The organism is Nocardia sp. Tas62D01, from assembly GCF_055232035.1.
Genome location: NZ_JBUYUZ010000001.1, coordinates 4,430,492 through 4,453,267, shown reverse-complemented (window position 1 = coordinate 4,453,267; position 22,776 = coordinate 4,430,492). Strand labels below are relative to the sequence as shown.

Genomic DNA, 22,776 nt, shown 5'->3' with positions numbered 1-22,776 from the left:
TTCCTGGTCAGTTCTGTGTCGCCGGCGGGATCGACACCGCGGTCGAGGGCGCGGCGGTCGCCGTGCTGGATGCGGCGCCGCCCTGCGAATTGTTGGCGGAGACAACCGTCAAGGGCTCGCTCAGAGCGGGAATCGAATCTATGTATTCCACCTGCCACTGCCCCGAGTTGCTGATCATCGTCAGGGGATAGGCGAGGGTCGGCGCGGCGCCGCTGCCGCTCTTCGGGTTGATCGTGGCCAGCACGCGTGTGGTCGAGCCGCTCACGCCGCAGCCGCCGTCCTCGGATGACACCGATGTGGTCTCCACCGAGGCGAAGGGAGCCGGCCGCAGCGCGACGATCCCGGAGTTCGGTATGGTGTAGCGCGCGACATCGCCGGAACCGGTGAGGTATGCCGCCAGGAACCCCGAGGCCACCTGCGCCAGCGGCGTTTCCGACCCGCAGGGCATCGCGTATCCCAGCACCAGATCGTCACCGTGTCCCGGCGGCTCGACGGCGGCCGGTAGTGCCAGCGCGCGACGTTTTCCCTCGGGTGACACCGACACCGCAACCCGGTAGTACTCTCGCCCGCCGCCGGCTCCGGCGGCCGCCTTGGCGACCCGGACCGAAACCGTAACCGCCCATACGTCGAGCGCGTCGGTGCTGACATTGCGCGAGGCGAACACGACGATCGGATCGGATACCTGCCGCCCGGTCGAGGGCAGGGTGATCTGCTGCCCGCCACTGACGTATTCGGCGAGGCGCTCCTGTTGTCCAGCCGAGGCGCTCAAGTAGGTGACCACGAATTCTTCGGCGAACGATTCGGCCAGCTGCGCGTGCCCGATGATCGAGGTCGAGGTGGCATCAGGCGAAGGGGCGGATGGTGGCGCGGAGAACCAGCCGAGGATGGTGCGGCCGCCGCCGAGGATCGCCAGGACGGCGACCACGGCGACCACGGCATTGTCGCGGCGGCGGCGGGCGGCCATCCGGCGAAGTAATTCATCGCCCGACTCTGCCTGTCTGCCAGCCGTTGTCCGCACTCTCGAAATGGTAGAGAGCCGGACCGCCTTTAAATTACCCAACTGTTCCCGTGTGTGGGAATAGTGACAATCAGTAGGCAGGGCTACGTTTCATGCGGTCGACCAGCCAATGGCGCAGCTGATCGTCGTAACCGATCGGCGTACGCGTGCGCCGCGACTCGAACGCCTGCCGGTGGGGTTCCAGCATGGGAACGTCGTCGGCGACCCGCACCAGCTGCGCGATCGCCAGCTGCTGGGTCGAATATCCCGGATACGGGTACAGCAGCAGTGACGTCGGCGTATAGCCGCCGCCGTAGTTGAGCACCCGCATCGTGACTCCCGCGGTTTCACCGGCGCGCAGTCGGTCGCTGAGCTCGATCAGCCGAACCCGATCGTCCGGGTGAAATACGTCGACGGGTTGGAACAGATAATCCCACCGCACCCATGGCGCCGGATCGGTGAGCCAGTGCGAGATGCTGGTGTGCGCGAGTTGGACGATGGCCAAGTGGGTCCCGGCCCGGCGGTGGGCTTCGCGCAGCCCGACCTGTTCGAGGGTGGCCCACGATGCGGGCTGGTCGTCGGAGGAGATGTCCTCGATCAGCCACCACGCACCCCGGGTCCGCTCGTCGTCACGGGCGCGGATGGTGAGGCGCCACCTCCCCGCCCGCCCGGAGCCGTGCGGCACCGTGACATCGAATTGCAGCTTGTCTCCCGATTTGGGTTCGTAGAGCAGGTCGAGCACCTCGGCGTGCCGATCGAAGGCCGACATCCGGTGGAACAGCTCCGCAATCGACATCCTGGGCACGTATTCCTCCGGCGAGATGCCGGAGAGCCGGGTGACGCCGCTGGGCTGCTGAATAGTCTGCGAGTGCAGGTCCCAAATCACGCCTACCGCGGGACGCAACTCGGGTACCTGTGCCGCCGCTGGTCCGAGCCACAGCTGGATCGCGTGCACATCGCCGGCCGGCCCGAATACCGGCCGGATCTTCAGCTCGTGCGGAACCGAACGGGTCGGGATCCGCAGATCCACCTCCTCGGCCTGTTCGCGCGCCGCCTGCATGGCTTCGGCCAGGCGCGCGGTGGTGAGACTGTCGTAGATCGCGGGCGTCTTCGCCAGTTGCCGTTGCAGCACACGGGGCCAGCCCGCGAACTCGCGCGGTGCTTCCCCCACCGACGCCACCGACATCGCATCTGGCGTCAACGTTTCAATGGTCACCCATGGGATTACTGCGTCGCTCCGCATCGCGATTGCCTGTACCAGCCGTTCCTCCGGATTCATGACCCAGATAAGCCAAAATCGTGACCTAATCAATGTACCGCTATCCAGCGGTACATTCAACAGGTCGGCACCGGCTCACCTGAATGAAGTCTCGCGATTCGACCGGAGCCGAGCAAACCGAATGTCTGTTTCTTAACATAGCCCTAAGACAAGATGCCGAGCGGCACAGGCGATCTGCCGCCACAGGCAGGCACCAGCCCGCTACGAACTGGCACAGGTTTCGAACCCGGCACAGGTAGGAACCCGAGCCGATCGAGAGGCAATCCCCGACGACTGGCCCAGCTCGGATGCGCGCGACTGCGGTCGAACAGCATTGAGCGTCGCCGACGGAACACCAGGTGGCGGCCCGCGATCGAACGCCTCACCGCGACGGTCCTCGTCACGAACTGCTCTGATAACCGCCGGTTTCCAGCTGACCGTGTCAGGCCGGATGCCTAGTCGCCGAGGCTGGTTGTCGGCCCCTGGGCCATCAGCGCGAGCACACCCGCACCCGCCAGGACGCCGACCGCATCCAACTCCGAGGGGACCACTCGCAGCGCGGTCAGAAAGCCGAGCCGGGCGTGCGTCGCCACGGCCGCAGTGAGCGGCTTCCACAGCGCCGGGCCGGACTGCGCCACGGTGCCGCCGATGACCACCAGATCGATGTCCAGCAGTGGCGCCACCGACGCGATCGCCCGGCCGAGCGCCGTTCCGGCCCGGTTCAGAGCGGATCCGGCAACCTCGTTGCCTGCTAGCGCGGCCTGGGCAACAGCCTCGATGGAGTTTCCACTCCACCCCTGGCGGTGCGCCCAACGCAGGATGGAGTTGCCGCTCGCGACGGCTTCCAGGCAACCGCGACCCCCGCATTCGCAGGGGTCGTCGAAACCGGGAACCAGGACGTGGCCGAAATGCCCCGCATTCCCGGTACGCCCCACCACGACGAAACCACCGACCATGACGCCAGCGCTGATCCGGCGCGAGACCGTCACCGACAGGGCGTCCATGACCTCGTTGGTCGCGCCGAAATTCCGCTCGGCCAAGCCCAGACATACGCCATCGAGAGCGAGTTGCACCGCCGCTACCGGAAAGACCTTCTGCACCGCCGCTACGATAGCGAAACCCGTTCGCCACTCCGGGATCTCGGCCGGAGCCACCACCCCGGCCGACATGTCGATCGGCCCCAACGAGCCGATGCCAACGGCTGTGATCTCTGTATCCTGCGCCACCTCGAGCAACAGATCGCGGCAGGCGGCCCACGCGGCGCCGGAAGGTATGGGAATTCTCCGGATGTCCTCAGCCTCGACATCGTCGGCCACGCGAGTCGCCGCGAACCCCTCGGGACCGATCTCCAAAGCCAGAATTGTCATAAGTCACCCACCGCCAGAAGAGTTTGCACTTACCGTCCGGCCGCCAGTTCAGTGGCCGCTGGTCCCGGCCGACCGCAGCCGGTGCCCGAGCACGATACGCCGCCGGGGCGTCGGGGGCGCAGGTTCGACGCATACCGGCCGAGCACCGTTGCGGATGATGCGCAGTGGCCGTTTGGGATCGATCGGGGTGGCACGGTGCCGGTCCAGGTTCTCAACGACCCTGCCTGCGCTGTCGTAGGCGATGCCGGCCCAAATCATTGCCCGCGGACCGTCGCCACGTGCGGTGAGCGTCTGCGCCAGCTGCCCGCACTTGGCGAACAAGAGGCAGTGGTGGCAGGTCTGTATGGCAGCTCGCCAGGAGTCCGGGGTGCCGACGTCGAGATCCCAATTGTCTGGACCGTCCGCACATGCCGGCCGGTGCGGCGTCTTGGCCGTGGTGGGGATCATCGAAATCTGCGCGGCCGTTTGCGATCCGATCGCGGGCCGACGTGCCTGAATGATGCTCATAGCCGTCTCCGAGACTGCCGAGGGCACACGCCACGCACGGCGTGTCCCGTTGTCGGGCGGGCATCAGGGCTGCTCAACAGTCCCCGGAAACCAGCAGCGAACTGCTGTGCAACGCACGTTAACCCACGAATCGGCGCCCGGCAATAGGTTCCGCCGCTATGTAACGGCACATTGACCAAGTGGTTATGTCGACGTATCGTTGATTAACGGCCCGTTTACTCACGGTCCGCGTTCCTACGGGTAAGTTGTGGTTTCCTGTGAGGTATGGCTGTGCAGCCGGAATACACCATCGATGAATTGGCCCGGGTAGCCGACACCACCGTGCGCAGTGTCCGCGTCTACCACGAGCGCGGTCTCCTGCCGTCGCCTGAGGTGCGTGGGCGGATCGGCTACTACCGGTCGGATCATCTCGAGCGGTTGCAGACGATCAGTCGGCTGCTGAGCCGCGGCATGAAGCTCAACGGGATCCGGGAACTGCTGGAAGCCTGGGATCGCGGGGACGGCCTGGCCGATGTGCTCGGCGTGGCGGCCGAGCAGGCCACCATCGAGACCCCGGGCACGCCGCCACCAGAGGTTGCCGGCACCGAGCGGGGCGAGCACATGGCCGAGCTTCCGGACTACGTGAAGCGGGCCCTCGCCGCCAGTGACGACCCGCTCGAGGCTTACCGCCTGACCAATCCACGCTGCTGCGATCTGGCCACCCGGCTCGTTGACGTCGGACTGCCCGCAACCGCCGCCTTCGAGGTGATCGAGCGGCTGCGCGCCGATTGCGATCGGATTGCCGATCGCTACGCCACCGAACTGTTCTACAGCCTGGCCGGACACAATTACGAGCGATCCGAGCGCACCCCTAAAGACCGCACCAAACTCGAGACCGATCTGGCCATCGCACGGTTGATCGCCACCCGCGCCACTTCGGAACTGATCGACCAGGCCTTCGCCCGGCACTCCGAGCTGCCGGCACCCCCCGACCCGAGCTGACAACCGGCGCCCGCGAGCGCCGGGCCCGGTGAGCAGGCGGTACCCGGGGCAGCGGTGCACACACCGCCGGATCGCCGGCAGAGCTCACAACCCGGCGCTTACCGATCCGTTTCACCCAGATGAAATGCCGTGCTGGACGAGACGATTCGTCCGCCCAGCACGGCATTTGCGACTCTCGTCCAGCGCAACGGAGCTGAGTCCGTCAGGGTAGGGGGATCTACTGACCGAAGATCCAGAAGCCTGTCATGGCTGGGCCTCGAACAGTGTTGCTGCCATGCGACGGCTGGGTTTTCCGTTCGGTAATTGCGGCAGCCGTTCCACGATCCGGATTTGCCCGGGGACTTTGTAGTCGGCGAGGTGGGCGTGGCAGTGCTTCAGGATGTCCCGCGTTGTGGCGTGCGAACCGTTGCGTAGGTGGACGACTGCCGCCACTTCGTCGACCAGGTGTGGGTGCGGTATACGGGTCGCGAGGGAGGATACGACATCGGGATGTTCGCCGAGCACGGCTTCCACCTCGGCCGGCGCGACCGCGTTGCCGCCGCGGTGCACGATTTCGCTGAGCCGCCCCAGGATTCGGAGCTGCCCGCCGGCCTCCCAGCGGGCCACGTCACGGGTCCGGAACCATCCGTCCGCCGTGAAGGCCGCCGCAGTGGCCGTTGGATTACCGAGATATCGACTGAACAGTGCCCTACCGCGCACCTCCAGCTCGCGACCGCCCGCTACCTCCTCGCCGGCCAGCCGGAATTCGACGCCGGTCGGTGTTCCGACCGTGCCCGGAACCCGGTCCCACGACGGCCGATCGGCCGCGGCCTGGTGGCTGGTCTCGGTAAGCTCCAACGCCTCGACGACCGGACAACCCAGCAGCCGTTCCGCGCGCTCGAGCAATGGCGGCGGCAGCGGCGCTGACGCAGTACGCAGGACCCGCATGCCGGGTAACTTCGCGCAGGAAGCTTCCAGCCCCGAAGTGAGATCAGCCAGTTGCGATGGCACCATCGTGAGCCACGTCGGCCGCGCCGAATCCAGTAACGTATGCGACCGCATCGCTTCGGTCACCGTAGGCAATACGACGGTGCACCCGGTCTGCTGGGCTGCCAGCAAGTTCGCGAAGAGACCATGACTATTCGACCACGGCAGCAGTGCGATGGTGCGGTCGTCTGGTTTGAGTGCGAAATGGCCTGTCACCGCGGCGATCCCGGCCGCCACATTGGTCTCGGTGAGTGTGACCGCCTTGGGCGGGCCGGCTGATCCCGATGTGAACAGAATCAGCCGGTCGCGTTCTTCCACCGCAGGATCGGGCATGGATGGGGTCCACCCGGTCTCGGCCGGGGATGAGATCCACTCGATCCCGGTTGGGGGCTCGAACGGATCGTGCCACAGCAGTGTCGTCAGGCCCGTCGGCGCCGGGGTGGTCGCTACCACGACCCGCGGGCAGGCCAAGGCCAGGATCGCCTGTTTCTCCCGAGCACTCAGACGCGGATCCAGCGGAGCGAAAACCGCGCCGACATTCCAGGTAGCGCACAACACGGCCGCGAACGCCGGCGAATTCGGTAGATCGGCGACCACAACGTTTCCCGGCCCGATCCCATTTCTTGCCAAACACCTCGCGACTGTCTCGGTCCAGGCTTCGAGTTGCGCGAACGATAGCAGCGGATCCGAACCAGAGGAAATGAGAAACGATCGGTCGAGTGCGTCCATCAACTGTCCTTCCGATGGCGCGAAGCAACGCACGGAGCCAGCTCTCGCAGGCTCGCAGGGTAAGGCATTCAGCCTATGCCCCACCGGCCGCCGACTCCGGATGACGCTTCCCATTACCGGGAACACCGCCCCGCGGGAGTGGGTCCGCCGATCCGGACTATGTCTAAACGCCGGTAGACGACCCGGCGTGCACACACCGGATCCTGGTCGGCGGCCGAGTCGATCTTGTTCTGCGGCGTCGCCGACATCGACGACCTCGCATACAGTTTCCGCAGCGGCGAAATACTCCATTTAACACTGTGACTGCGCCATTCCCGATATTGGGGATAGCGCTGGGCATGACCGGATCGCTGGCCCGACGTCATACGCAACCAGAATTAAAGATTAAGCAATATGATTACATTGCATCGAAGTGGCCCCTACGTTTACAGCGACCGCAAGGCGCTATTAATACCCCTGTTAAGTAGATTTAACAAGTTGTGAGATCCGTGTCGATGATGAATAAGCTGAGGCGAGGATCCCACTCCCGTTGCGGAGAGCAAGCCACAACGGGAGTGGGGTCACGAGCGGACACAGCCGAGGGTTCCCGATGCTGTCCCCAGCACCTCTCAGCAAGGGGGCGAGAGGTGAGGCATCGGGCCAAAGATATTGCGACCCAAGAACATCCGCATCGTGACATACCCCGGCATCGACTGTGAGGCCCATTTCTTAGTCGTGCCAGATGGTGGACAGTACCTTCGAAACTCAGGCGTGCGAATATCGGCAGTTCCCATCACTGGGAGTATTTCCCGAGCGACGTCGGTAACGCGGGTAACCGCAGCGAGACCACCTGCGCCGAGGTGGCCGCACACGACCTCCCCGCCGCCGACTAGCTCGTTCGTATCCGATGCACCGCTAACTATTGTATCGTTGTATGACGGCACGATATTTGTGACGTATGTGCTTCCCGAACGTAAAGAGGACCAGAATGCCCCCGGCGCTGCCACCATTCCCCACTCACCTCGGTCCCATCACCGGGACGCTAGAGACCAACGGGCAGACCTACCTCGTCACCTACTCGCTAGCCGAATCGGATCTCGATCCGATTCGATGGATCAAGCAGTATCGAGCCCAGTTCCGCGCCGACCTGCGGCGGTACGGCGCCGTGCTGCTGCGACACCTACCGGTGCGTCCCGAGGTTTTCGAGGCAATCGTGGCCACCATCGGCCGAATACCCCAGCTGAACCCGCAGCTCACGACACCCCGACCGCGTGCGCGCGGGAACCCTCATACCTCGACGGAATACCCTGCGGATCAACGTATTCCATTGCACAACAAGGACTCCAATATCGATAATTGGCCGGCGCTGCTGTTCTTCCTGTGTGAGACCGCCGCGGCATCCGGCGGCGAGACACTCCTCGCCGACAGCCGAGCCGTCTTCCAGATGATGCCCGCCAAGATCCGCGGACGGTTCGCACCCGGCGTTTTCTACTCCCACGTCTACCGAACGGACCTGGGTCTCAGCTGGCAGGATGCGTTCCAGACCGACTCGCAAGCCCTGGTGGAGAGCTACTGCCTCCAGCACTCCCACGAGTTCGAGTGGGACGGACCGATCCTGCGAACCCGATACTGTCAGCCGGCCTGGCGCTTCACGCCGGAACCACGATGCCCAGTGTGGTTCAACCAGGCTCACCTGTACCACCCCGCCTCGAGGGACCTACTCCAAGCCCCGCCCACGGCGACCTTGGAGCGGGACTTCCCCGACAACGTCCTGCTCAGTGATGGAACACAAATCTCCGAGGAAGACATCGCCACGATCAACCGGGTCTACGCCGATTGCGCCCTACCCATCTCGTGGCGGCCAGGCGATCTGATGATGGTCGACAATATGCTGACCGCACACGGGCGAATGCCGTATACCGGGAACCATCGAATGCTCGTGCGGATGGCCTGAGTCACGCCGCACCGGGTTGCCGCGCGCGATCATGTCGAGCCGGTGTATGAGCCATGCACGCAACGCCTCGCCGTACTCCTCGCGATCCAACGCGAAATCCACAGCGGCACGCAGATATCCACCGGGATTGCCGATGTCGTGCCTTGTCCCTCGGTTCGCGGCGACGTGCACGGGGTGACCCTCGGATATGTGCAGGGCGACAGATCGGTCAATTGGAGCTCCCCGCCCGCACCGGGCGCCGTCCGGCGCAGCGCGTCGAAAATCGCGCGGTCGAGCAGGTAGCGTCCCGCGGCCGCGGACGTCGGACGGCGCATCCCCCACAGCAGGTTTCTCCACCATACCGTTGACCTGCAACACATTCGGATCGCCCACCTCGGACACCCGCTCGACATCGAATACGCCATACGCGCCCACCTGGTCCTCGGGCACATCGATCGTGCACAACACGCTGCCACCCCGTTGACGCACCCGCGCCATCGTGTCCAGCAATCGAGTGCTGAACCCGCGTTCATCGATACGGGACGGCCGCGCGATCTCGTTGAGATGCGCCACAGGCTGCGGTCCATCCAAGGCGGCACCCTCGGATGCGATTCCCAACGTGGCCACGAACCTGACAACCACACCGGTTGCCACCGCGTCCCAGGCCGACTTTCACCGACCAGCCACAGCGCCGACATCACGTATGTGTGAGGTGCCCGAATCTTCTCGGACGGTGACCCCAAGTAGAGTTGGGGTTTACCGAACGGAGTTGTTGTGGCACAGAAGAAGTCGCACAACACCAACCCGGAGTTTCGGGAGGCGGCGGCCATGGAAGTGGTCGAGAAGTCTCGCGCGATAGCCGATGTGGCGCGCGATTTGAGGGTGTCGGAGCAGACGATCAGGAACTGGGTCAAGACGTATCGGGAGACTCATGCCGGTCTGCTCCACGTAGAGCAGGAAATGCTCGTCGAGCCCGCCGCCGATCACCTCGTCGCACACCTGACAGATCACCTCGGTCTTCCACGGGGTCCATCGGTGCAGTTCCCGGAGGCCGGGTGGTAGGACGGATCTTCCTGCTCGGCGGCGCTGCCCACCTCACACGCTGGACGGTTGGGCGCGGCGTCAGCGATCTGGAGTATCTCCAGTAACCCATCAAGGGAATCAGCGGATTCCGTCTCGATCGCGGCAATCTGGGCCGACACAAATTCTCGTTCCGCTGTACTTCGCGCGTCCACTGTTCCCATTCCTGGGATACGTGCCACCGTGCATTCCCACTGGCGGGAATATGGGTGGCGATATACAGATGGAGCCCGGCTACACTACCGGACAGGTGTCGGCGGAAGGAAGTCCCCCAGTGGTGACGGAAAGTGAATCATGGCTGCCTCGGCCTCAGTGACGTTGCCGCAGCGTGCCGATGCTCCCATCCTGGACGCCTACCGCGCCCACACGCAAGCGGTGCTGCAGGGATTGATGAAGGGACTCGGCGACGGCCCTTTGGAACCCATTACGGTCACGAGTCTGCACGAAATGGGCCCAAATCCCCTTGCTGCCAGCGACATGAAGACGAAATACCACGCTCAGCAGAGCCAGGTCAAGAAATACCAGACCGACTTGAACTCGATGGACACCAACGTCGCCGATATCGCAGCGAAATCGGCTGATGTGATAAACACCGCGCGCACTGAAGTCTCGAATCTGGTGGAGACCATCAAAGGGATTTTGAAAAGCGTTCCGGGCAAGCCCAGCGTACAGCAGCAGCTGAAGGCCATGGACAGCATCGACAAGGCTGTTGGCGAAGCAGCGAAAACAATTGCGGACGCGCACGACCATCTGGCCAAAAGCGCCGGTAACATGACCAACCCGGATCCAGTGACTACCAATTACAGCCCGGTGAATTCAGGGAGTGGAAGGTACCCCAACAGCTCAGGTAACGGCGGCCTTTCTACCGGCACCGCCACAACTGCTCAGCCGATTGCTGCCAGCCATCGAGTACAGGTGAACGAGATTTATCAGTATCTCATAAAGAAGGGATTTACACCGGCGCAAGCAGCAGGCATCTTGGGCAACATGCAGGTTGAATCAGGCTTCAATACCGGTGCCCTGAACTCGAAGGAAGGTGCCATAGGTCTAGTTCAGTGGGAAGGTGGGCGACGACAGAAACTCGAGCAGTTCGCCGCCTCCCAAGGTAAGGCTGTAACCGACTGGCATGTCCAGGTTGATTTCATGATGAGCGAATTGCAAGGCAGTGAATCGGGCGCATACGGACAGATCAAGGCTGCGCAAACGCCCGCCGCTGCGGCGGCAGCCTTTGATCAGTATTACGAAAGAAGCTCTGGTGCTAGCCGAGGCGAACGCGTCGCGAATGCAAATAACATCGCGTCATCCATGAGCAACATCTCCGCTTAGGCCTCGATTTTGCGTGCCGATCGGTCTAGTTTCTGTCGCGGCCGACAAAGCGGCATCCAGAATCCACACCCGTTTGGCTCGTGGCCCTTTGAGCGTCAGGTACAAGGAGTCGATCGCGTCGGCGCAACTGCGCCCAGGACGAAACCCGTAGGAACGAGGCTCGAACCGGGCTTCCCACTCGGGCTCCAACGCGTTGCGGACCCGCGCCTGATGGCACCGATCCATCACAACAGGGACAATCCAGTCGCACGACTCCAACATCCTGGCGAAACTCGGCCTGAGCTCCCGTCTGGAGATCGCCGCCGCGATGTCCGACGGTCACTGACACCGATTCCTCCCGCAGTTGGGAAGTTCGGTGTGCACGGCCTCCGATACCCTCCCTGAGCGGCAAGGAGGATCGTGTGGCAGGCGAATCGAGTGGGCTGAACTTCGAACACCCGCTCGCCCGCGCGTTGGCGGAACCGGCTCCTGTGGGCTGGCATCAGGCGGATGCGGTCTTCGCGGTCACGGTGGCCGCCGAGATCGGTCATGTCGTGTATTCCGTTGGTGAGCAAACGGTGTCGATGACACCATCGGAGGAGATATTCACGATCGTGCGGGAGCAGCGGGCGATCGCGGCGCGGTCCGGTGCGGGACCGTGGTGGCGAATACTGGTGGTGCTGGCCGGTTCCGGCGACATCGAGATCGAGTACGACTACGGCGAGGATCCGTTCCCGCCGGGACAGCTATTCGAGCCGCAGGTGTATCGCGCCGACCTCGAGGCGTATCCGCGCGAGCGGGTGCCGATCTGGCTGGCCGCGTATGTCGATCACGACGGCCGGCAGCTGCGTAGTCCGCAACAGGCGGCGGCGCAGGCGCGCGCGGACCGGTCCGGCCGTGGGCGGTGTTGGCGGAGGACGAGTTCCCGCCGTTGCCCGCGATGTGGGCGCGGTGGGCCACGATCGCCGCGGCGTTCGTGGCCGCCGGGGCCGAGCGTGGCCCGCGGATGCTGCCGTGGACCGGCGTATTCGAATCCAGCGCGCGCAGTGGGGCGACGCTGCATGCGCTCCCGGCCGGGCGCGCGGTGCTGTCGGGCGGTGTGTGGCATGCGCCCTCCTTGACCGCGGTGTACAACGGTGGCGCACCGATGCCGGATCTGTATGCGGGCGCACCGGATTGGGTCGCCGACCCGGTGCTGAACCCGCGCGCCGCATCCGGGCTGCTGTCGTTCTGCTAGTTCGCCTCCCTGTAAACGACGAGAGGGGTACTCGATTGCGAGTACCCCTCTTGTGGCGTAACCGGTCTGATCGGTTACCGGTCGTCGTCGACCGGGACCGCGCGGCCGTCGACTACCTTGAACCGGCCGTGAACCGCCCCGTACTCGTCGACCACCGACCATGTCCCGTCGTGGTGTTCCAGCCATCCGGCCGGGCGTTCGTGGTCGTCCTCAGGCCCGTCCGTCATGCGTCCCCCCGGAGACCGGCTGCGACGCGCTCGGCGAGGTAGAGCAGGGCCGCACGCTTGCGCGGGCACGGTGGTTCGCAGTCCTCGTGGATTGCGACGATGCCGCTGGCGCGCTGCGGTGTGATCGGGTGGATGCGGGGGTTGTCGCAGTGGTCGTCCCAGCGGTTCATCGGGCCGCCCGCCGCGAGGCTGGCAGGACCTTGCCTGCGTCGACGAGGACCTGACGGGCGGCGGCCTTGCGGGGGCATGCGCCGATGTCGCACCCGCGATGGCGTTGCATCACGAGGTGCGCCTGCGCAACCGTGAACGGCTTGTCGGGTGCTTCGTGCGGCCAACCATCTGGCCACATATAGGGCTCCATCCCGTCCTCTCTGACGACCCGCTCGACTACCTCGCCGACAGGTACCTGATTCGGCCGCTTGAGGGCTGGCCATAGGCAGACCGCCAGTGTGATAACCGCTAGCGCGCAGATGAGCGCAATGACAGGCCAGGTGAACGACATAGTGGGTCCGCCTTGGTGTACGTCCGATGTTTGGGGGCACCCGGCGCCGGGGATGTTCACGATCCGACCCGGCGCCGCGTGCTTCCTCAAGCGTCGCGTTGTGTGGTCGGCTTCAGTACCGCTTCCCGTCTCCAGCCGTCTACAAACGGCCTACGATGACGCCATGGGCGAAAGCGGGCACCCTCAGCAGTCCGACTACGCCGCAATCGTTGGCGCTCGACTGCGGGAGGTTCGCGAAGCGGCTGGACTATCACTGTCCGCACTCGCCGCTCAGATCCCGTATGGCCGTGCCACTCTCGGCCACTACGAGACTGGCGTACGCACACCGCCGACCGAAGTCGTGACATGGTACGAGCGCGTCTGCGGGCCGTTCGCCGACCCGGTGACCTCTGTAGCCGCTCTGGGTCGAGCCGACGTCGACAGGCGGTCATTCCTGCGCAAGTCGGTCTACAGCGCCGCATTCAGCGCGTCGGCTCTGGTCTCCCTGTCGGACATGTCACGACTCATCCATATCGACAGCGCCACCCAGGTAGGCATGGCGGAGATACACGCTGTACACGGCATCACCGAGGCATTCCTGCGGCTCGATGAAGTGAGGGGCGGCGGCATAGGCCGGACTGCGATCGCGGAGTTCATCTCCACCGATATCGCGGCCCTGCTGCGGTCGCGGTTCGCCAGTTCCGATGTCCGGGCCGCAGCGTTCTCCGCGGCCGCCGAACTGGCCTACCTGGCTGGGTTCAAAGCCCACGACGCTGGCGCCGATGGTGTGGCGCAGCGGTACTACCTGTCAGCTCTGCGGCTCGCTGAAGAATCCGGGACGCCGGGACAGGACGGCTTTGTGTTCCGCATCCTGGGTCTGCACGCCAACGACGTTCGCCAACCGAAACACAGTGTGGCCCTTGCCGAACGGGCCGTCATGGCAGCGCGCGACAAGGTCAGCCAGGACACCATGTCGTTGTTCTTGGTTGCCCTGGCGCGCTGCTATGCCGAGACCGGTGAGCACCGCACTGCCGTCAACACTCTGCGGCAAGCGGAACCATGGATCATCTCGGAGGTCAGCACCGAACTACCGCGCTGGGCGCGGTTGTTCTGCCCGAATAAGGCCAGCGTTGCCCGGCAGACTTCGAAGGCATTCGGGGCATTGGGGGATCTCGCCGAATCTGAGCGGTACCTGTATCTGTCGCACACCATGTGGCATCCGCAGACGCATACCCGAATTCATGCGCTATCCGCTGCCGAGACTGGACTGATCCGCTGGCGGATGGGCAGGCATGAGGATGCCGCGTCGCTGTGGCGTCCTGCGCTGCCGATTTTGCAGGCGGTGGACTCGGACCGCACGACAAGAGTGTTGAAGAAGGTGCGGCGCGCTGCGCCGGAGTTATTCGTCAATTGAGGCGGCCGGTTCGTCCAACTTGGACGAACCGAGTGGCGAGGACGGTCCGGAGCGCGGCCGGAGCGTCGGAAATTTCCGACATCGAGCTGGCACCAAGCATCTTGGCACCGGGTCAGGGTGGTGGGATCGCGCCCAGGCACACGTGGGAACCGAGCGGGTCCGTATCCACGACCTACGTCACACTACCGCGTCGCTGGCGGTGAACAATGGTGCCTCGGTGCTGGCGCTGGCGAACATGCTGGGCCATTCGGACCCGGGGTTCACGCTCAAGGAGTACGCCGCCTGTTCGATGACAGCATCGACGCGGTGGCCGCGGCGCTCGATGCGGTGCGCGCCGAGACGAAACGTGGGCAAGATGTGGGCAAGACCCCCAATCGATGCCCTACCTGTGGGCAAGAAACTGCCGCCTGAACTGCGAGGGAACGATGGAACCACCTGTAGACCTGCCGGATCACATGACCTGGGAGGGGTTGGAGCGGCTCCCGGCGGAGATCGCCGAACAGATAGAACTGTGGAATGGTCGTGTGGTGTGGGTGCGCCGCGGTCCCGGTGAACATCAGCGATTCACGCGTCGACTGACCAATTCGATCGAACAGCGCGCGCACAAGGCGATGTCGGAGCACGCAGAGACTTGCCGGCTCGCCGACCTCGAGACCAACATCTTCCTGGGGACCAGCGGGAAGTCCGACTTCGTGACACCCGATTTCCTGGTATATCGGTGCCTCGAATCGCCCTACCAAGATGTCCGCGCAAGCGACGTCCTTCTGGTCGGCGAGGTCCTGTCGCCATCCAACACACAGACCGATATCGAAGCGAAGAAGGGCCGCTACGCGGGAGCCGGGATTCCGTGGTACTGGGAAGTCACCTTGGCCCGCGAATCGAGCGCGATTGCGACGATCCGCGCCTACGGCCTCGATATCGGACACACCCACCTCCCCGATGGCGTCCATCCATTCCGCCCGGCCAACTACATCCTCGCCCGCGAATGGACGCACGAGAACCCCGACGGCATCCAGATCGACTCCCCGTTCCCCATCGCCATCCCCTGGACCGAACTCGAGTACTGACGGCCGGGGACGGTGCGGACATCTATTCCGCTCCGAACCTCGATCAGATCGAGCGGTGGCTCGATGAGCTAGGCGCCGGTCTATCGGCGCCGACCGCTGCGGCCGACCACCTCGCGTTACGGCAGCACCGTGAAGCAGTCGGTATGGCGTGGCCGAACCCCAGAGAAGTGCCGACGATCCGTGGTCGCGATATCGGTCAGGTTTCGCCGCTCGGCAAGGGCGATCACCGAGGCGTCCGCGGTCCCCAGCGGCAGATGTCGATACTTGGCGACAAGCTCGGCGATACGAAGCCAATCCGCCGGATGCACAGGCTCGATCGTGAACAGCCCCTCGGCCAGGTCACCGAGGAAGCGCACTTCGGCCTCGGCGCCGAGTCGGCTGCCGATCAGATAGACCGCCTCGGTAATGACCAAGGTGGGTACCACAAGCAGCCCGCGATGGGTTTGAAGAAGTTCCAGACATGCCTGGTGGTGCGCGTCATCCGCGTCGACGTAGGCGTAAAGCGGTCCGGCGTCGACAACGAGGGCGGCTATCGGTCCCACTCCTGGCTCAGGATGTCGTCGATTCGGCTCGAGACTTCCGAACGCCCACTGTGTCCCGCGCCGGCTGCCGCAAACCGTCGCTCCCCGGCTGGCGCGGATAGGTACTGCGCGATCGCCTGACGAGTCAACTCGGCGATCGTCATCCCTCGCCGTTGTGCCTCGTGGCGCAGACGCTCATCGAGGTCATCCGGTAACTTCACCGTCGTCCGCCGCATGGTATGCCAGCATACCCCCTGTCCGCACCGAACGCCCACACACCGTGCTCATGCCGCGCCCGGCGCCGAGACCACGACGAAGCGGCCTGCGCGCGGCCTCGAGATTGTCACCGAACTAGAGAGGACGGAACGCTCGTAGATTTCACACAGGTGCGCGACGATACGGACCCGCACCTTGCGTGGGTTCATTCGGAAAGGTTTGCGCCGGTTGCCCGTTGGCCGCCCAATGCACCGGCTCCAGCAAATGCCGCAGCGTGACCATCGGCCCCCACGAGGCTCGACTCACCCGTGCCCGCGTCACCCGAACCGACCCGGCCTGGCGGACCGAATACACAGCGACCCCGCCCGAAAGTGGAACGCAAGATCGGCCACCTCATGCGACGTAAACACTCATCCGCCACCAGCACGGCGTCTTTGTCCCCGAGGTGTTCGATCACGAACTCCCGCAGATCATCTCGCACACCGTCACTCACGATGTGACATAACACCGCCGCCCGATCTCACATCGAAGACATCGTCGACCGGGTTGCCCTACCAGCAGCACGACCCGCAGCGCATTGAACGTTGTAGCGGCGTAGCGGCGTATTGTAGTGCAGCACAACAAATTCCAGCCCACCCTATCCCGGCGCCGTGAAAATCCAAGAGGTTTCTAGCAGATGAATAGCAGGTTTCTGAAAGAAGTTGCCACGCAACTGTAGTTGCGTCATGCTGAGGTCATGGCCACACGGTCGAAGAGCCGGCCGGTCCGGCTGGGGCGGGGATCAGCGGATCCGCTGGGCTGCTGTGGGCAGCCTCTGATGTTGCTGCGTCGGCTCGGCGCGGGCCCTTGGCGGCGCCGGGTGGGCTGGATTCTGGTCATCATTTTCGTACTGTTCGTCTTTCCCGGCCTCATCGGTGCGGTGGCCAGCGCGCAACTCGAGGCCGCCACGACCGGCGCCAGCGTCTCCGAGTTCGACGGGCTCAGCTGGATGAAAATCCGAGACTCGGCGGGAGTTCCGCTGGCGAACTACGTATTCGCGACCAACCACGGCGGGATATTCAATCCGGGCGCGACGATCCTCTGGGCGATCCTCGGCTTCGAATTCGTCGGCTACATGGCCATCGTGACGACCGCAATCTGGCTGATCGGCAACGCCTTGAGTTTTCAGTGGCTGAACATGTTCGGCTCGGCGTTGACCGGGGTCGCCGACCGGCTGACCGGTCAGATCGCGACGCCGATCCTGCTGGTCACCGCGGCCACGATCGGCGCATTGTGCGTCGCCTGGTTCTGGCTGCGTGGTTATCACGCCAAAGCGGTGCTGCAGATCGTCACGATGTTGGGGGTGGCGGTGCTGGGTCCGGTGTTCCTGGCCCAGCCGCTGGCCGATGTGCTGTCCTCGGATGGATTGCTCGCGCAGGGCAGGAATCTGGGCCTTGCGGTCGCGGCGGGCTTGAACGGCAACAACAATCCGAACCCCACCCAGTTGGTCACGACCATGCAGCAGGACCTGGCCGACAACTTCGCGCGACACCCCATGCAGGTATGGAACTTCGGGCATGTGATCGACGACCAACCGGCGTGCCGGTCGGTGTGGTCTGCGGGCATGGCCGCCGGTGACGAGGATCGAGTGCGCAAAGGTTTGCAGACCTGCGGTGACTCCGCCGCCCACGCCAAGGCCGAGAATCCCAGCATGGGCCAGGTCGGCACCGGATTGATGTTGCTGATCTGCGGTGGCATTCTGTTGGTTTTCGCGGCGGTCCTCGGAGTCAGGGTCATCAAGGCCGCCCTGGACACGATCTACCACGGATTCATGTCGATATTCGGTTTCGCCGCAGGCGGATTCGTCTACGGTCCGACACAGACCTTTCTGGTCCGCAATCTCGTCGACAGCGTCGTCGCGGCCGGCCGGATGGCGGCATACACCATCTTCCTCGGCGTCTATGTGCTGTTCATGGGCAATCTGTTCCAGCAGGCCAGCGGACAGACCATGGCGGTGATCGTGATCGCGGGCACCATCGAGATCGTCGCCATCTTCCAGCTCAAACGCCTGAGCCGCAGCCTCAGTCGCGGCAACGACTGGATCGCCAACCGGTTCGCGCTGGCGATCCAGGGCACCCGCCCGGCGCCCGCGACCAGCGGCGGCACCGCCTTGGGGATGGGTACCGCGCATACCGGCGGCAGTATGTCGGGTTCCGGGCTCATTACCGGCCTCGCCGCACTCAACACCGCCAACACCTCACCGGTGCTGGCCTGGTTGGCGTTGAAGACGAATAGACCGCTGGATCCCAATGCGCGACTGCGGAAAGAGGCCGAGATGGTCAACATGCGCATCGCGGCCTCTCACATGACGCTCGAGCAGCAGGAGGAACTACGCGCCGCCAGACATGTCATGGACGCCAAGGCGACGTCGCGCGCGGACGCGTACGGCGGAATCGGCACCCCGGTCGGCAACGCCCATGCCTGGGATGGGCTCGGCGATATGGAAGCCAGCTTCCAAGCCAAGATGGGCTCGCTGACTCGGCTCGGTGTCGACACTAGAAGCATCTCCAATATTTCCACGGCCCTCGCTCTTCAGCGGGCAAACACACCGCCGAACGTCTTCGAATATCTGCCCCGGGCAAAAGCACACGCGGCGTTGGAATCGGCTGCGGCGGAGAATCGTCGGGGCTCGGCCATCGCCCCCGAGTTGCGCGGCCAAGCGCATGTCGCGGCCTTCAACTTCCGCAACAACGCACCCTCGCCCGCGCCCGGCGCCGCTATCGACCACGTACTCGTCAACCATGCCACCGCCGCCTGGCGGGCGGGTACTCCGCTCGATGTGGCAATCAGTCCGGATCGGTGGCGGGCCGCCGATAAGGCGACGCTGCAACGCGTCGGAAAGAACCTCGCCAACGATTATTTCGATGCGTTGGAACCGTGGGTATACACCCCGAATGATGCGAATCTTGCCAGGGCCATGGCAATGCTCGAACATGCGCACAACTTCGATGGCCTCACCGACGGCCTGACCAATGATCCGTGGGCCGGCCTACGGGCACGCAACCTTGCGACGCAACCCGGCGATCCCTTCGCATAACCCCGAGTAGGTTGAAGGCCCTCGGCGCGGGAAAATAGGAACAAGTGGGCCCGCAGTAATCGCGCGGGCGCATCGGTTCGATCCCGAATGATCACGAGGCTGATCGTGCAGGACACGGCACCCATCACGTTCCAGGAACTGCGCGCCCTCGACGGAGTCCATCCGCTCCGCGCGGCCAACTACCTCGTCACCGGCGAGTGGACCCACGAACACTCGGAGGGCATCGGCATCGAATTCCCGTTCCCCATCCACATTCCGTGGCTCGAACTCGCGTACTGACCACCAGACCTGGCTTGGCACCGGACCTTTCCGATCCGGCGCCCGTGCACCCGGTGTGCGGGAGCCGCGCGCAATCAGCACACGAAGAGGCCGAGCAGCGGTTGCGGGAACGCCAAGGCGCGTCATGACATTGCGGCTGCCATCTGGTTTGCCTGTGTGAGCGGTGGGGTTGGCGGCGGGGCATTTCCGCAGGCGGATGAGGACGAGCTGGACAGATTGATGCGTGTCTTTGCTGATGCGGCGGTGGAGTATGACGGGCTTGCTTCGGTGTTGGGGGGTTCGGTGACCTTCCGTCCGACATCGCGGCTGGGAGGCGACTACCACGGCCATGAGGGGTATCCCCCGAACCGTCTGGCGCGGGCCGCTTCTTCCCAGCCCTGAGAACCGACAACGGGGTTGCAGCTCTACGATTGATGGACTCCGCGGTAACGAAGAGGTGACAGGGGTCTCGCTGTGGGTGATTCCTTGTACGTCGATACCGGCTACCTCGAGGCAGTCGGCAAGAGGGTTGAGGAGCTCGCGCGGGACGCCATGGCCGCGGTGACCCGGATGGGCCGGGCGATGGAAGAGATCGGCCCGTGCTGGAGTAACGACGAACCGGGTCAGGTGTTCGCGAAAAATTACGTGCCGGGGGCGAGAGCCGTCGTCGACGGCGGAAATGCTCTCGCGCAGGGTCTCGAAGCCACCGGCCGCAACTTGAGGGCCACGGCGGCGGCCTTCGTCGCGCAGGACAACGCCAGCGCCCAGGCTATAAAGAACCACAACCAGTTTTCGCTCCCGCCCTCGAATAACACCGGCCCGGGGACCATCACGCACTACCCGCCGGGAGGCGGCGTGCCGGTGGTCACCCCCGCTACGCCGGGCACCCAGACGCATCAGGGAACCCGCGGCCCAGGTGGAGGCGGCCCAGGTGGAGGCGGAACACGACCGGGTGCAGCGCAGCCGGGCGTGACTGCGACGCCGCAGCCGGCTCGCGGCGGTGCCGGACAAGGCGCATCGGCCGCGCCTTCGTCCGGTTCCGGCGGTCGGGGTCAGGGAAGCAGCCAGGGACAACAGCAGGGCTCGGGCCCCGGGGCGGTGCAGTCCGGACAGCGGGCGGGAAAGCCGCCCGCCCGCCCCGATGCCCGAGGCGGCGGCACGGACAAGGGCGCCGGGAAACGGGCGGGCTGGGGCATGCAGGACGCCGCGGCGGCGAACGGGAACGGTTCGGGTGCCGGGAAATCCGGTCAGGGTGCGGGCACTGGCGGCGGTCCGTCGTCGCAGGACTCCGCGCCGCAGCAGTCGCCTTCGTCTCCTCGTCCCAGCTCGCGCCCCGGCGAGGAAGAAGAGAAGGACGGCAAGAAGGACAAGAAGAACGCCGCGGCGGCCAAACTGGCTGCGGCCGAAGCTGAGAAGGCCCTCGCCGAGGCGATCCGGCGCATGACCCGCCGTGGCGTCCTCCCGATCGGCTGGGACCTGCCGGACGTGCCGGACTGGGTGTGGGCGGAGATCGGTGCGGCCGTCGAGGAGGTGCTGAAACTCTATCCGTGGCTGGATGTCCGAGGCGCGGGCGTCGCGGAGCTCGAGGACGGGGAGTGGCTGCGGGTCACCTGGGACCGGGCCGACGACGCGGACGGCCCGAAGCTATACACGCTGGCGGTGCTCGTGGCCGCGGCGGCCGCGCGCGACCCGGAACGCTACCTCGACATCGTCACGGCGGCAGCGGAATCCGGTGAGCTGACAGCCGATTCGCAGCAGCGGCCGATCTATTCGACGGTGATTCGCGGGCTCGGCCACGCGATGGACGTCGAGGGCCGCTTCCGCGCCCGACCGCGCACCCAGCGCACGCTGATCTCCGCGTACGTGGGCGTGGACACGAAGACGGCGACCCTGAGCGGTGTCATCCGTGGGTTCCGGCAGTGGCGAGACGAGTTGAGCGGTTGCTGTTTCCGCGACGGACGCTTCGACCCGGGTGCCGCGCTCGCGGAGGCCTTCCTCGACGTGTGGCTGCACGGCGACAAGGCGACCCGGCCGGCGACGGTGCTGCACGAGCTGATGGTCGATACGGCCCTGCCTAAAGAGCCGGTGCCGCACGTGGAATCCCCCGCGCGCACGCAGCGGGGCGGCCCTGATGGGGGTGCGGCGTCGTGAGGCTGGGGACACCCCCTGACGACGTCGCGATTCGGGAGCGGTTCGACGACGAGCTGATCCGTGCCGTCACCGGGGGGCCGTTGATGGTGACCGGTGCTTTCGGTCCCCGCACTGATCTCGCCTTGACCGAAGTCGCGTTGAGGCGCCCCGCTCTCGACGTTCCGGCGGTGATCCGGGCGGGCCGCGCGTACACACGGGAGAACTACGGCGACCCGGGAGCACCCACGATCCCGAAGTGGCTGCCGATCCTGTGCTACCGGGCCGCGACGGCGGTCGCGGCCGCCATAGTGGGCCGGTACTCGGTGCGGCTCGCCGATCCCGAGGCCGCCGAAGGGGAGACCGACGGCGAATCGGACCGGACCGCGCGCCGCGATTGCTACCGGTCGTGGTTGGAGCTGGAACCCACCGATCTGGCGGGCATTTCGTCCTGGCTGCGGGATAACGGTCCCCGCTTGACTACATGGCGGGAGCAGGAGCCGCCGCGCGCGGTCGAGTCCTGGCGGCTGACCGAGGAGGAGCACGCCCGGGTCTTCGACCACGACATCGTCGCGGAGGTGTTCCCGGACGTGCCGCTGCAGGACGAGCCGGTGGCGATGTTCGGCGCGGCCCCGTCGCGGGCGAAGGAGGCCGCGGCGATCGATGCCGCGATTCTCGCGGGTTTCCATCCGCGTTGGTGGCATGCGACAGCGGGCGGCGATCCGGTCGCGATGGCCGCCGTGGGCGTCGACACGGCGGGCTGGTTCGGCATGGCGATGGCGCACGCCGGGCGAGTTCGCGCCGATGTCGTAGTGGCCGCCGACGTCGCGGGTAGTGCCTATCCGAAACTGCTTGAGGCGCAGGGCTTTCGAGTGGAGATCGACAGGTATGTGATGCCGGAGCCATTGGCGCGCTTCGATGTCGGTCTGCGCATGGCGTGCGCATACGGTGATTGGGCGGCGGCGCTTGCCCTTTCGGAGGAATCGGCAGCCACCAGGGATGCGGTGGCGCGGTGACATTGCGACTGCCTCCTGATTTGCCAGGGTGGGC

General features: G+C 65.2%; 22 protein-coding genes and 1 pseudogene. 13 read left to right on the top strand and 10 right to left on the bottom strand.

Annotated features, from left to right (window positions below):
• Positions 1–7 precede the first annotated feature (7 nt).
• From ACV7NQ_RS21165 to ACV7NQ_RS21150, 4 genes are all read right to left on the bottom strand, one after another.
• On the bottom strand, positions 8–1,018 hold the full coding sequence (locus tag ACV7NQ_RS21165; protein ID WP_463361256.1) for a conjugal transfer protein: 1,011 nt from the start codon (positions 1,016–1,018) through the stop codon (positions 8–10).
• Between the two features lie 70 nt (positions 1,019–1,088).
• Positions 1,089–2,213 (bottom strand): GAF domain-containing protein, encoded by a 1,125-nt coding sequence (locus ACV7NQ_RS21160; RefSeq protein WP_463361255.1) that lies wholly within the window; start codon positions 2,211–2,213, stop codon positions 1,089–1,091.
• Between the two features lie 497 nt (positions 2,214–2,710).
• Positions 2,711–3,622, bottom strand: coding sequence for an ROK family protein (locus ACV7NQ_RS21155; RefSeq protein ID WP_463361254.1), 912 nt, complete (start codon positions 3,620–3,622; stop codon positions 2,711–2,713).
• Positions 3,623–3,670: 48 nt separating this feature from the next.
• Positions 3,671–4,129, bottom strand: a complete 459-nt coding sequence (locus ACV7NQ_RS21150) for a hypothetical protein (RefSeq protein ID WP_463361253.1) — start codon at positions 4,127–4,129, stop codon at positions 3,671–3,673.
• A 264-nt stretch (positions 4,130–4,393) separates the two neighbouring features.
• Here ACV7NQ_RS21150 and ACV7NQ_RS21145 point away from each other — a divergent pair, with 264 nt between their 5' ends.
• Positions 4,394–5,110, top strand: coding sequence for a MerR family transcriptional regulator (locus tag ACV7NQ_RS21145; protein WP_463361252.1), 717 nt, complete (start codon positions 4,394–4,396; stop codon positions 5,108–5,110).
• A gap of 243 nt (positions 5,111–5,353) precedes the next feature.
• On the opposite strand, the gene ACV7NQ_RS21140 is transcribed toward ACV7NQ_RS21145, so the two are convergent.
• Positions 5,354–6,805 carry a class I adenylate-forming enzyme family protein gene (locus ACV7NQ_RS21140; RefSeq protein WP_463361251.1) on the bottom strand — a complete coding sequence of 484 codons (1,452 nt, stop codon included), beginning with the start codon at positions 6,803–6,805 and terminating at the stop codon, positions 5,354–5,356.
• Positions 6,806–7,772: 967 nt separating this feature from the next.
• Here ACV7NQ_RS21140 and ACV7NQ_RS21135 point away from each other — a divergent pair.
• Complete coding sequence (locus ACV7NQ_RS21135; RefSeq protein WP_463361250.1) at positions 7,773–8,738, top strand: TauD/TfdA family dioxygenase; 966 nt, start codon at positions 7,773–7,775, stop codon at positions 8,736–8,738.
• A gap of 36 nt (positions 8,739–8,774) precedes the next feature.
• Here ACV7NQ_RS21135 and ACV7NQ_RS21130 read toward each other — a convergent pair.
• A pseudogene (locus ACV7NQ_RS21130) lies at positions 8,775–9,227 on the bottom strand (sugar phosphate nucleotidyltransferase); the annotation flags it as partial.
• 264 nt (positions 9,228–9,491) lie between these two features.
• Here ACV7NQ_RS21130 and ACV7NQ_RS21125 point away from each other — a divergent pair.
• From ACV7NQ_RS21125 to ACV7NQ_RS21115, 3 genes are all read left to right on the top strand, one after another.
• Entirely contained in the window at positions 9,492–9,779 is a 288-nt protein-coding gene (locus ACV7NQ_RS21125) for a transposase (protein WP_463361249.1), read from the top strand.
• Positions 9,780–10,091: 312 nt separating this feature from the next.
• On the top strand, positions 10,092–11,123 hold the full coding sequence (locus tag ACV7NQ_RS21120; protein ID WP_463361248.1) for a phage tail tip lysozyme: 1,032 nt from the start codon (positions 10,092–10,094) through the stop codon (positions 11,121–11,123).
• Positions 11,124–12,009: 886 nt separating this feature from the next.
• Entirely contained in the window at positions 12,010–12,339 is a 330-nt protein-coding gene (locus tag ACV7NQ_RS21115) for a hypothetical protein (protein WP_463361247.1), read from the top strand.
• A 74-nt stretch (positions 12,340–12,413) separates the two neighbouring features.
• On the opposite strand, the gene ACV7NQ_RS21110 is transcribed toward ACV7NQ_RS21115, so the two are convergent.
• Both ACV7NQ_RS21110 and ACV7NQ_RS21105 read right to left on the bottom strand, forming a co-directional pair.
• On the bottom strand, positions 12,414–12,566 hold the full coding sequence (locus ACV7NQ_RS21110) for a hypothetical protein (RefSeq protein ID WP_463361246.1): 153 nt from the start codon (positions 12,564–12,566) through the stop codon (positions 12,414–12,416).
• The gene (locus ACV7NQ_RS21105) at positions 12,563–12,736 is read right to left on the bottom strand and encodes a hypothetical protein (RefSeq protein WP_463361245.1); all 174 of its coding nucleotides are present in this window, start codon (positions 12,734–12,736) and stop codon (positions 12,563–12,565) included. The genes ACV7NQ_RS21110 and ACV7NQ_RS21105 overlap by 4 nt, the downstream gene beginning before the upstream one ends.
• A 495-nt stretch (positions 12,737–13,231) precedes the next feature.
• Here ACV7NQ_RS21105 and ACV7NQ_RS21100 point away from each other — a divergent pair, with 495 nt between their 5' ends.
• The 3 genes from ACV7NQ_RS21100 to ACV7NQ_RS21090 all read left to right on the top strand — a co-directional run bounded on the left by ACV7NQ_RS21100 (position 13,232) and on the right by ACV7NQ_RS21090 (position 15,528).
• Positions 13,232–14,461 carry a helix-turn-helix domain-containing protein gene (locus ACV7NQ_RS21100; protein ID WP_463361244.1) on the top strand — a complete coding sequence of 410 codons (1,230 nt, stop codon included), beginning with the start codon at positions 13,232–13,234 and terminating at the stop codon, positions 14,459–14,461.
• Positions 14,462–14,603: 142 nt separating this feature from the next.
• A complete protein-coding gene (locus ACV7NQ_RS21095) occupies positions 14,604–15,014 on the top strand; it encodes a tyrosine-type recombinase/integrase (RefSeq protein ID WP_463361243.1) in 411 nt (136 codons plus the stop codon).
• Entirely contained in the window at positions 14,917–15,528 is a 612-nt protein-coding gene (locus ACV7NQ_RS21090; protein WP_463361242.1) for a Uma2 family endonuclease, read from the top strand. The genes ACV7NQ_RS21095 and ACV7NQ_RS21090 overlap by 98 nt, the downstream gene beginning before the upstream one ends.
• Before the next feature lie 116 nt (positions 15,529–15,644).
• Here ACV7NQ_RS21090 and ACV7NQ_RS21085 read toward each other — a convergent pair whose 3' ends face one another.
• Together ACV7NQ_RS21085 and ACV7NQ_RS21080 are read right to left on the bottom strand one after the other, a co-directional pair.
• Entirely contained in the window at positions 15,645–16,070 is a 426-nt protein-coding gene (locus ACV7NQ_RS21085) for a type II toxin-antitoxin system VapC family toxin (RefSeq protein WP_463361241.1), read from the bottom strand.
• Complete coding sequence (locus tag ACV7NQ_RS21080) at positions 16,058–16,285, bottom strand: ribbon-helix-helix domain-containing protein (protein WP_463361240.1); 228 nt, start codon at positions 16,283–16,285, stop codon at positions 16,058–16,060. The genes ACV7NQ_RS21085 and ACV7NQ_RS21080 overlap by 13 nt, the downstream gene beginning before the upstream one ends.
• Before the next feature lie 179 nt (positions 16,286–16,464).
• Between ACV7NQ_RS21080 and ACV7NQ_RS21075 the strand changes: the two genes are divergently transcribed.
• The 5 genes from ACV7NQ_RS21075 to ACV7NQ_RS21055 all read left to right on the top strand — a co-directional run bounded on the left by ACV7NQ_RS21075 (position 16,465) and on the right by ACV7NQ_RS21055 (position 22,742).
• Positions 16,465–16,671, top strand: coding sequence for a transposase (locus tag ACV7NQ_RS21075; protein ID WP_463361239.1), 207 nt, complete (start codon positions 16,465–16,467; stop codon positions 16,669–16,671).
• A gap of 411 nt (positions 16,672–17,082) precedes the next feature.
• Positions 17,083–19,341, top strand: a complete 2,259-nt coding sequence (locus tag ACV7NQ_RS21070; protein ID WP_463361238.1) for a hypothetical protein — start codon at positions 17,083–17,085, stop codon at positions 19,339–19,341.
• Between the two features lie 87 nt (positions 19,342–19,428).
• Positions 19,429–19,620 carry a hypothetical protein gene (locus ACV7NQ_RS21065; RefSeq protein ID WP_463361237.1) on the top strand — a complete coding sequence of 64 codons (192 nt, stop codon included), beginning with the start codon at positions 19,429–19,431 and terminating at the stop codon, positions 19,618–19,620.
• 453 nt (positions 19,621–20,073) lie between these two features.
• On the top strand, positions 20,074–21,750 hold the full coding sequence (locus ACV7NQ_RS21060) for a WXG100 family type VII secretion target (RefSeq protein WP_463361236.1): 1,677 nt from the start codon (positions 20,074–20,076) through the stop codon (positions 21,748–21,750).
• Entirely contained in the window at positions 21,747–22,742 is a 996-nt protein-coding gene (locus tag ACV7NQ_RS21055) for a hypothetical protein (protein ID WP_463361235.1), read from the top strand. The genes ACV7NQ_RS21060 and ACV7NQ_RS21055 overlap by 4 nt, the downstream gene beginning before the upstream one ends.
• The last annotated feature ends 34 nt before the right edge of the window (positions 22,743–22,776 follow it).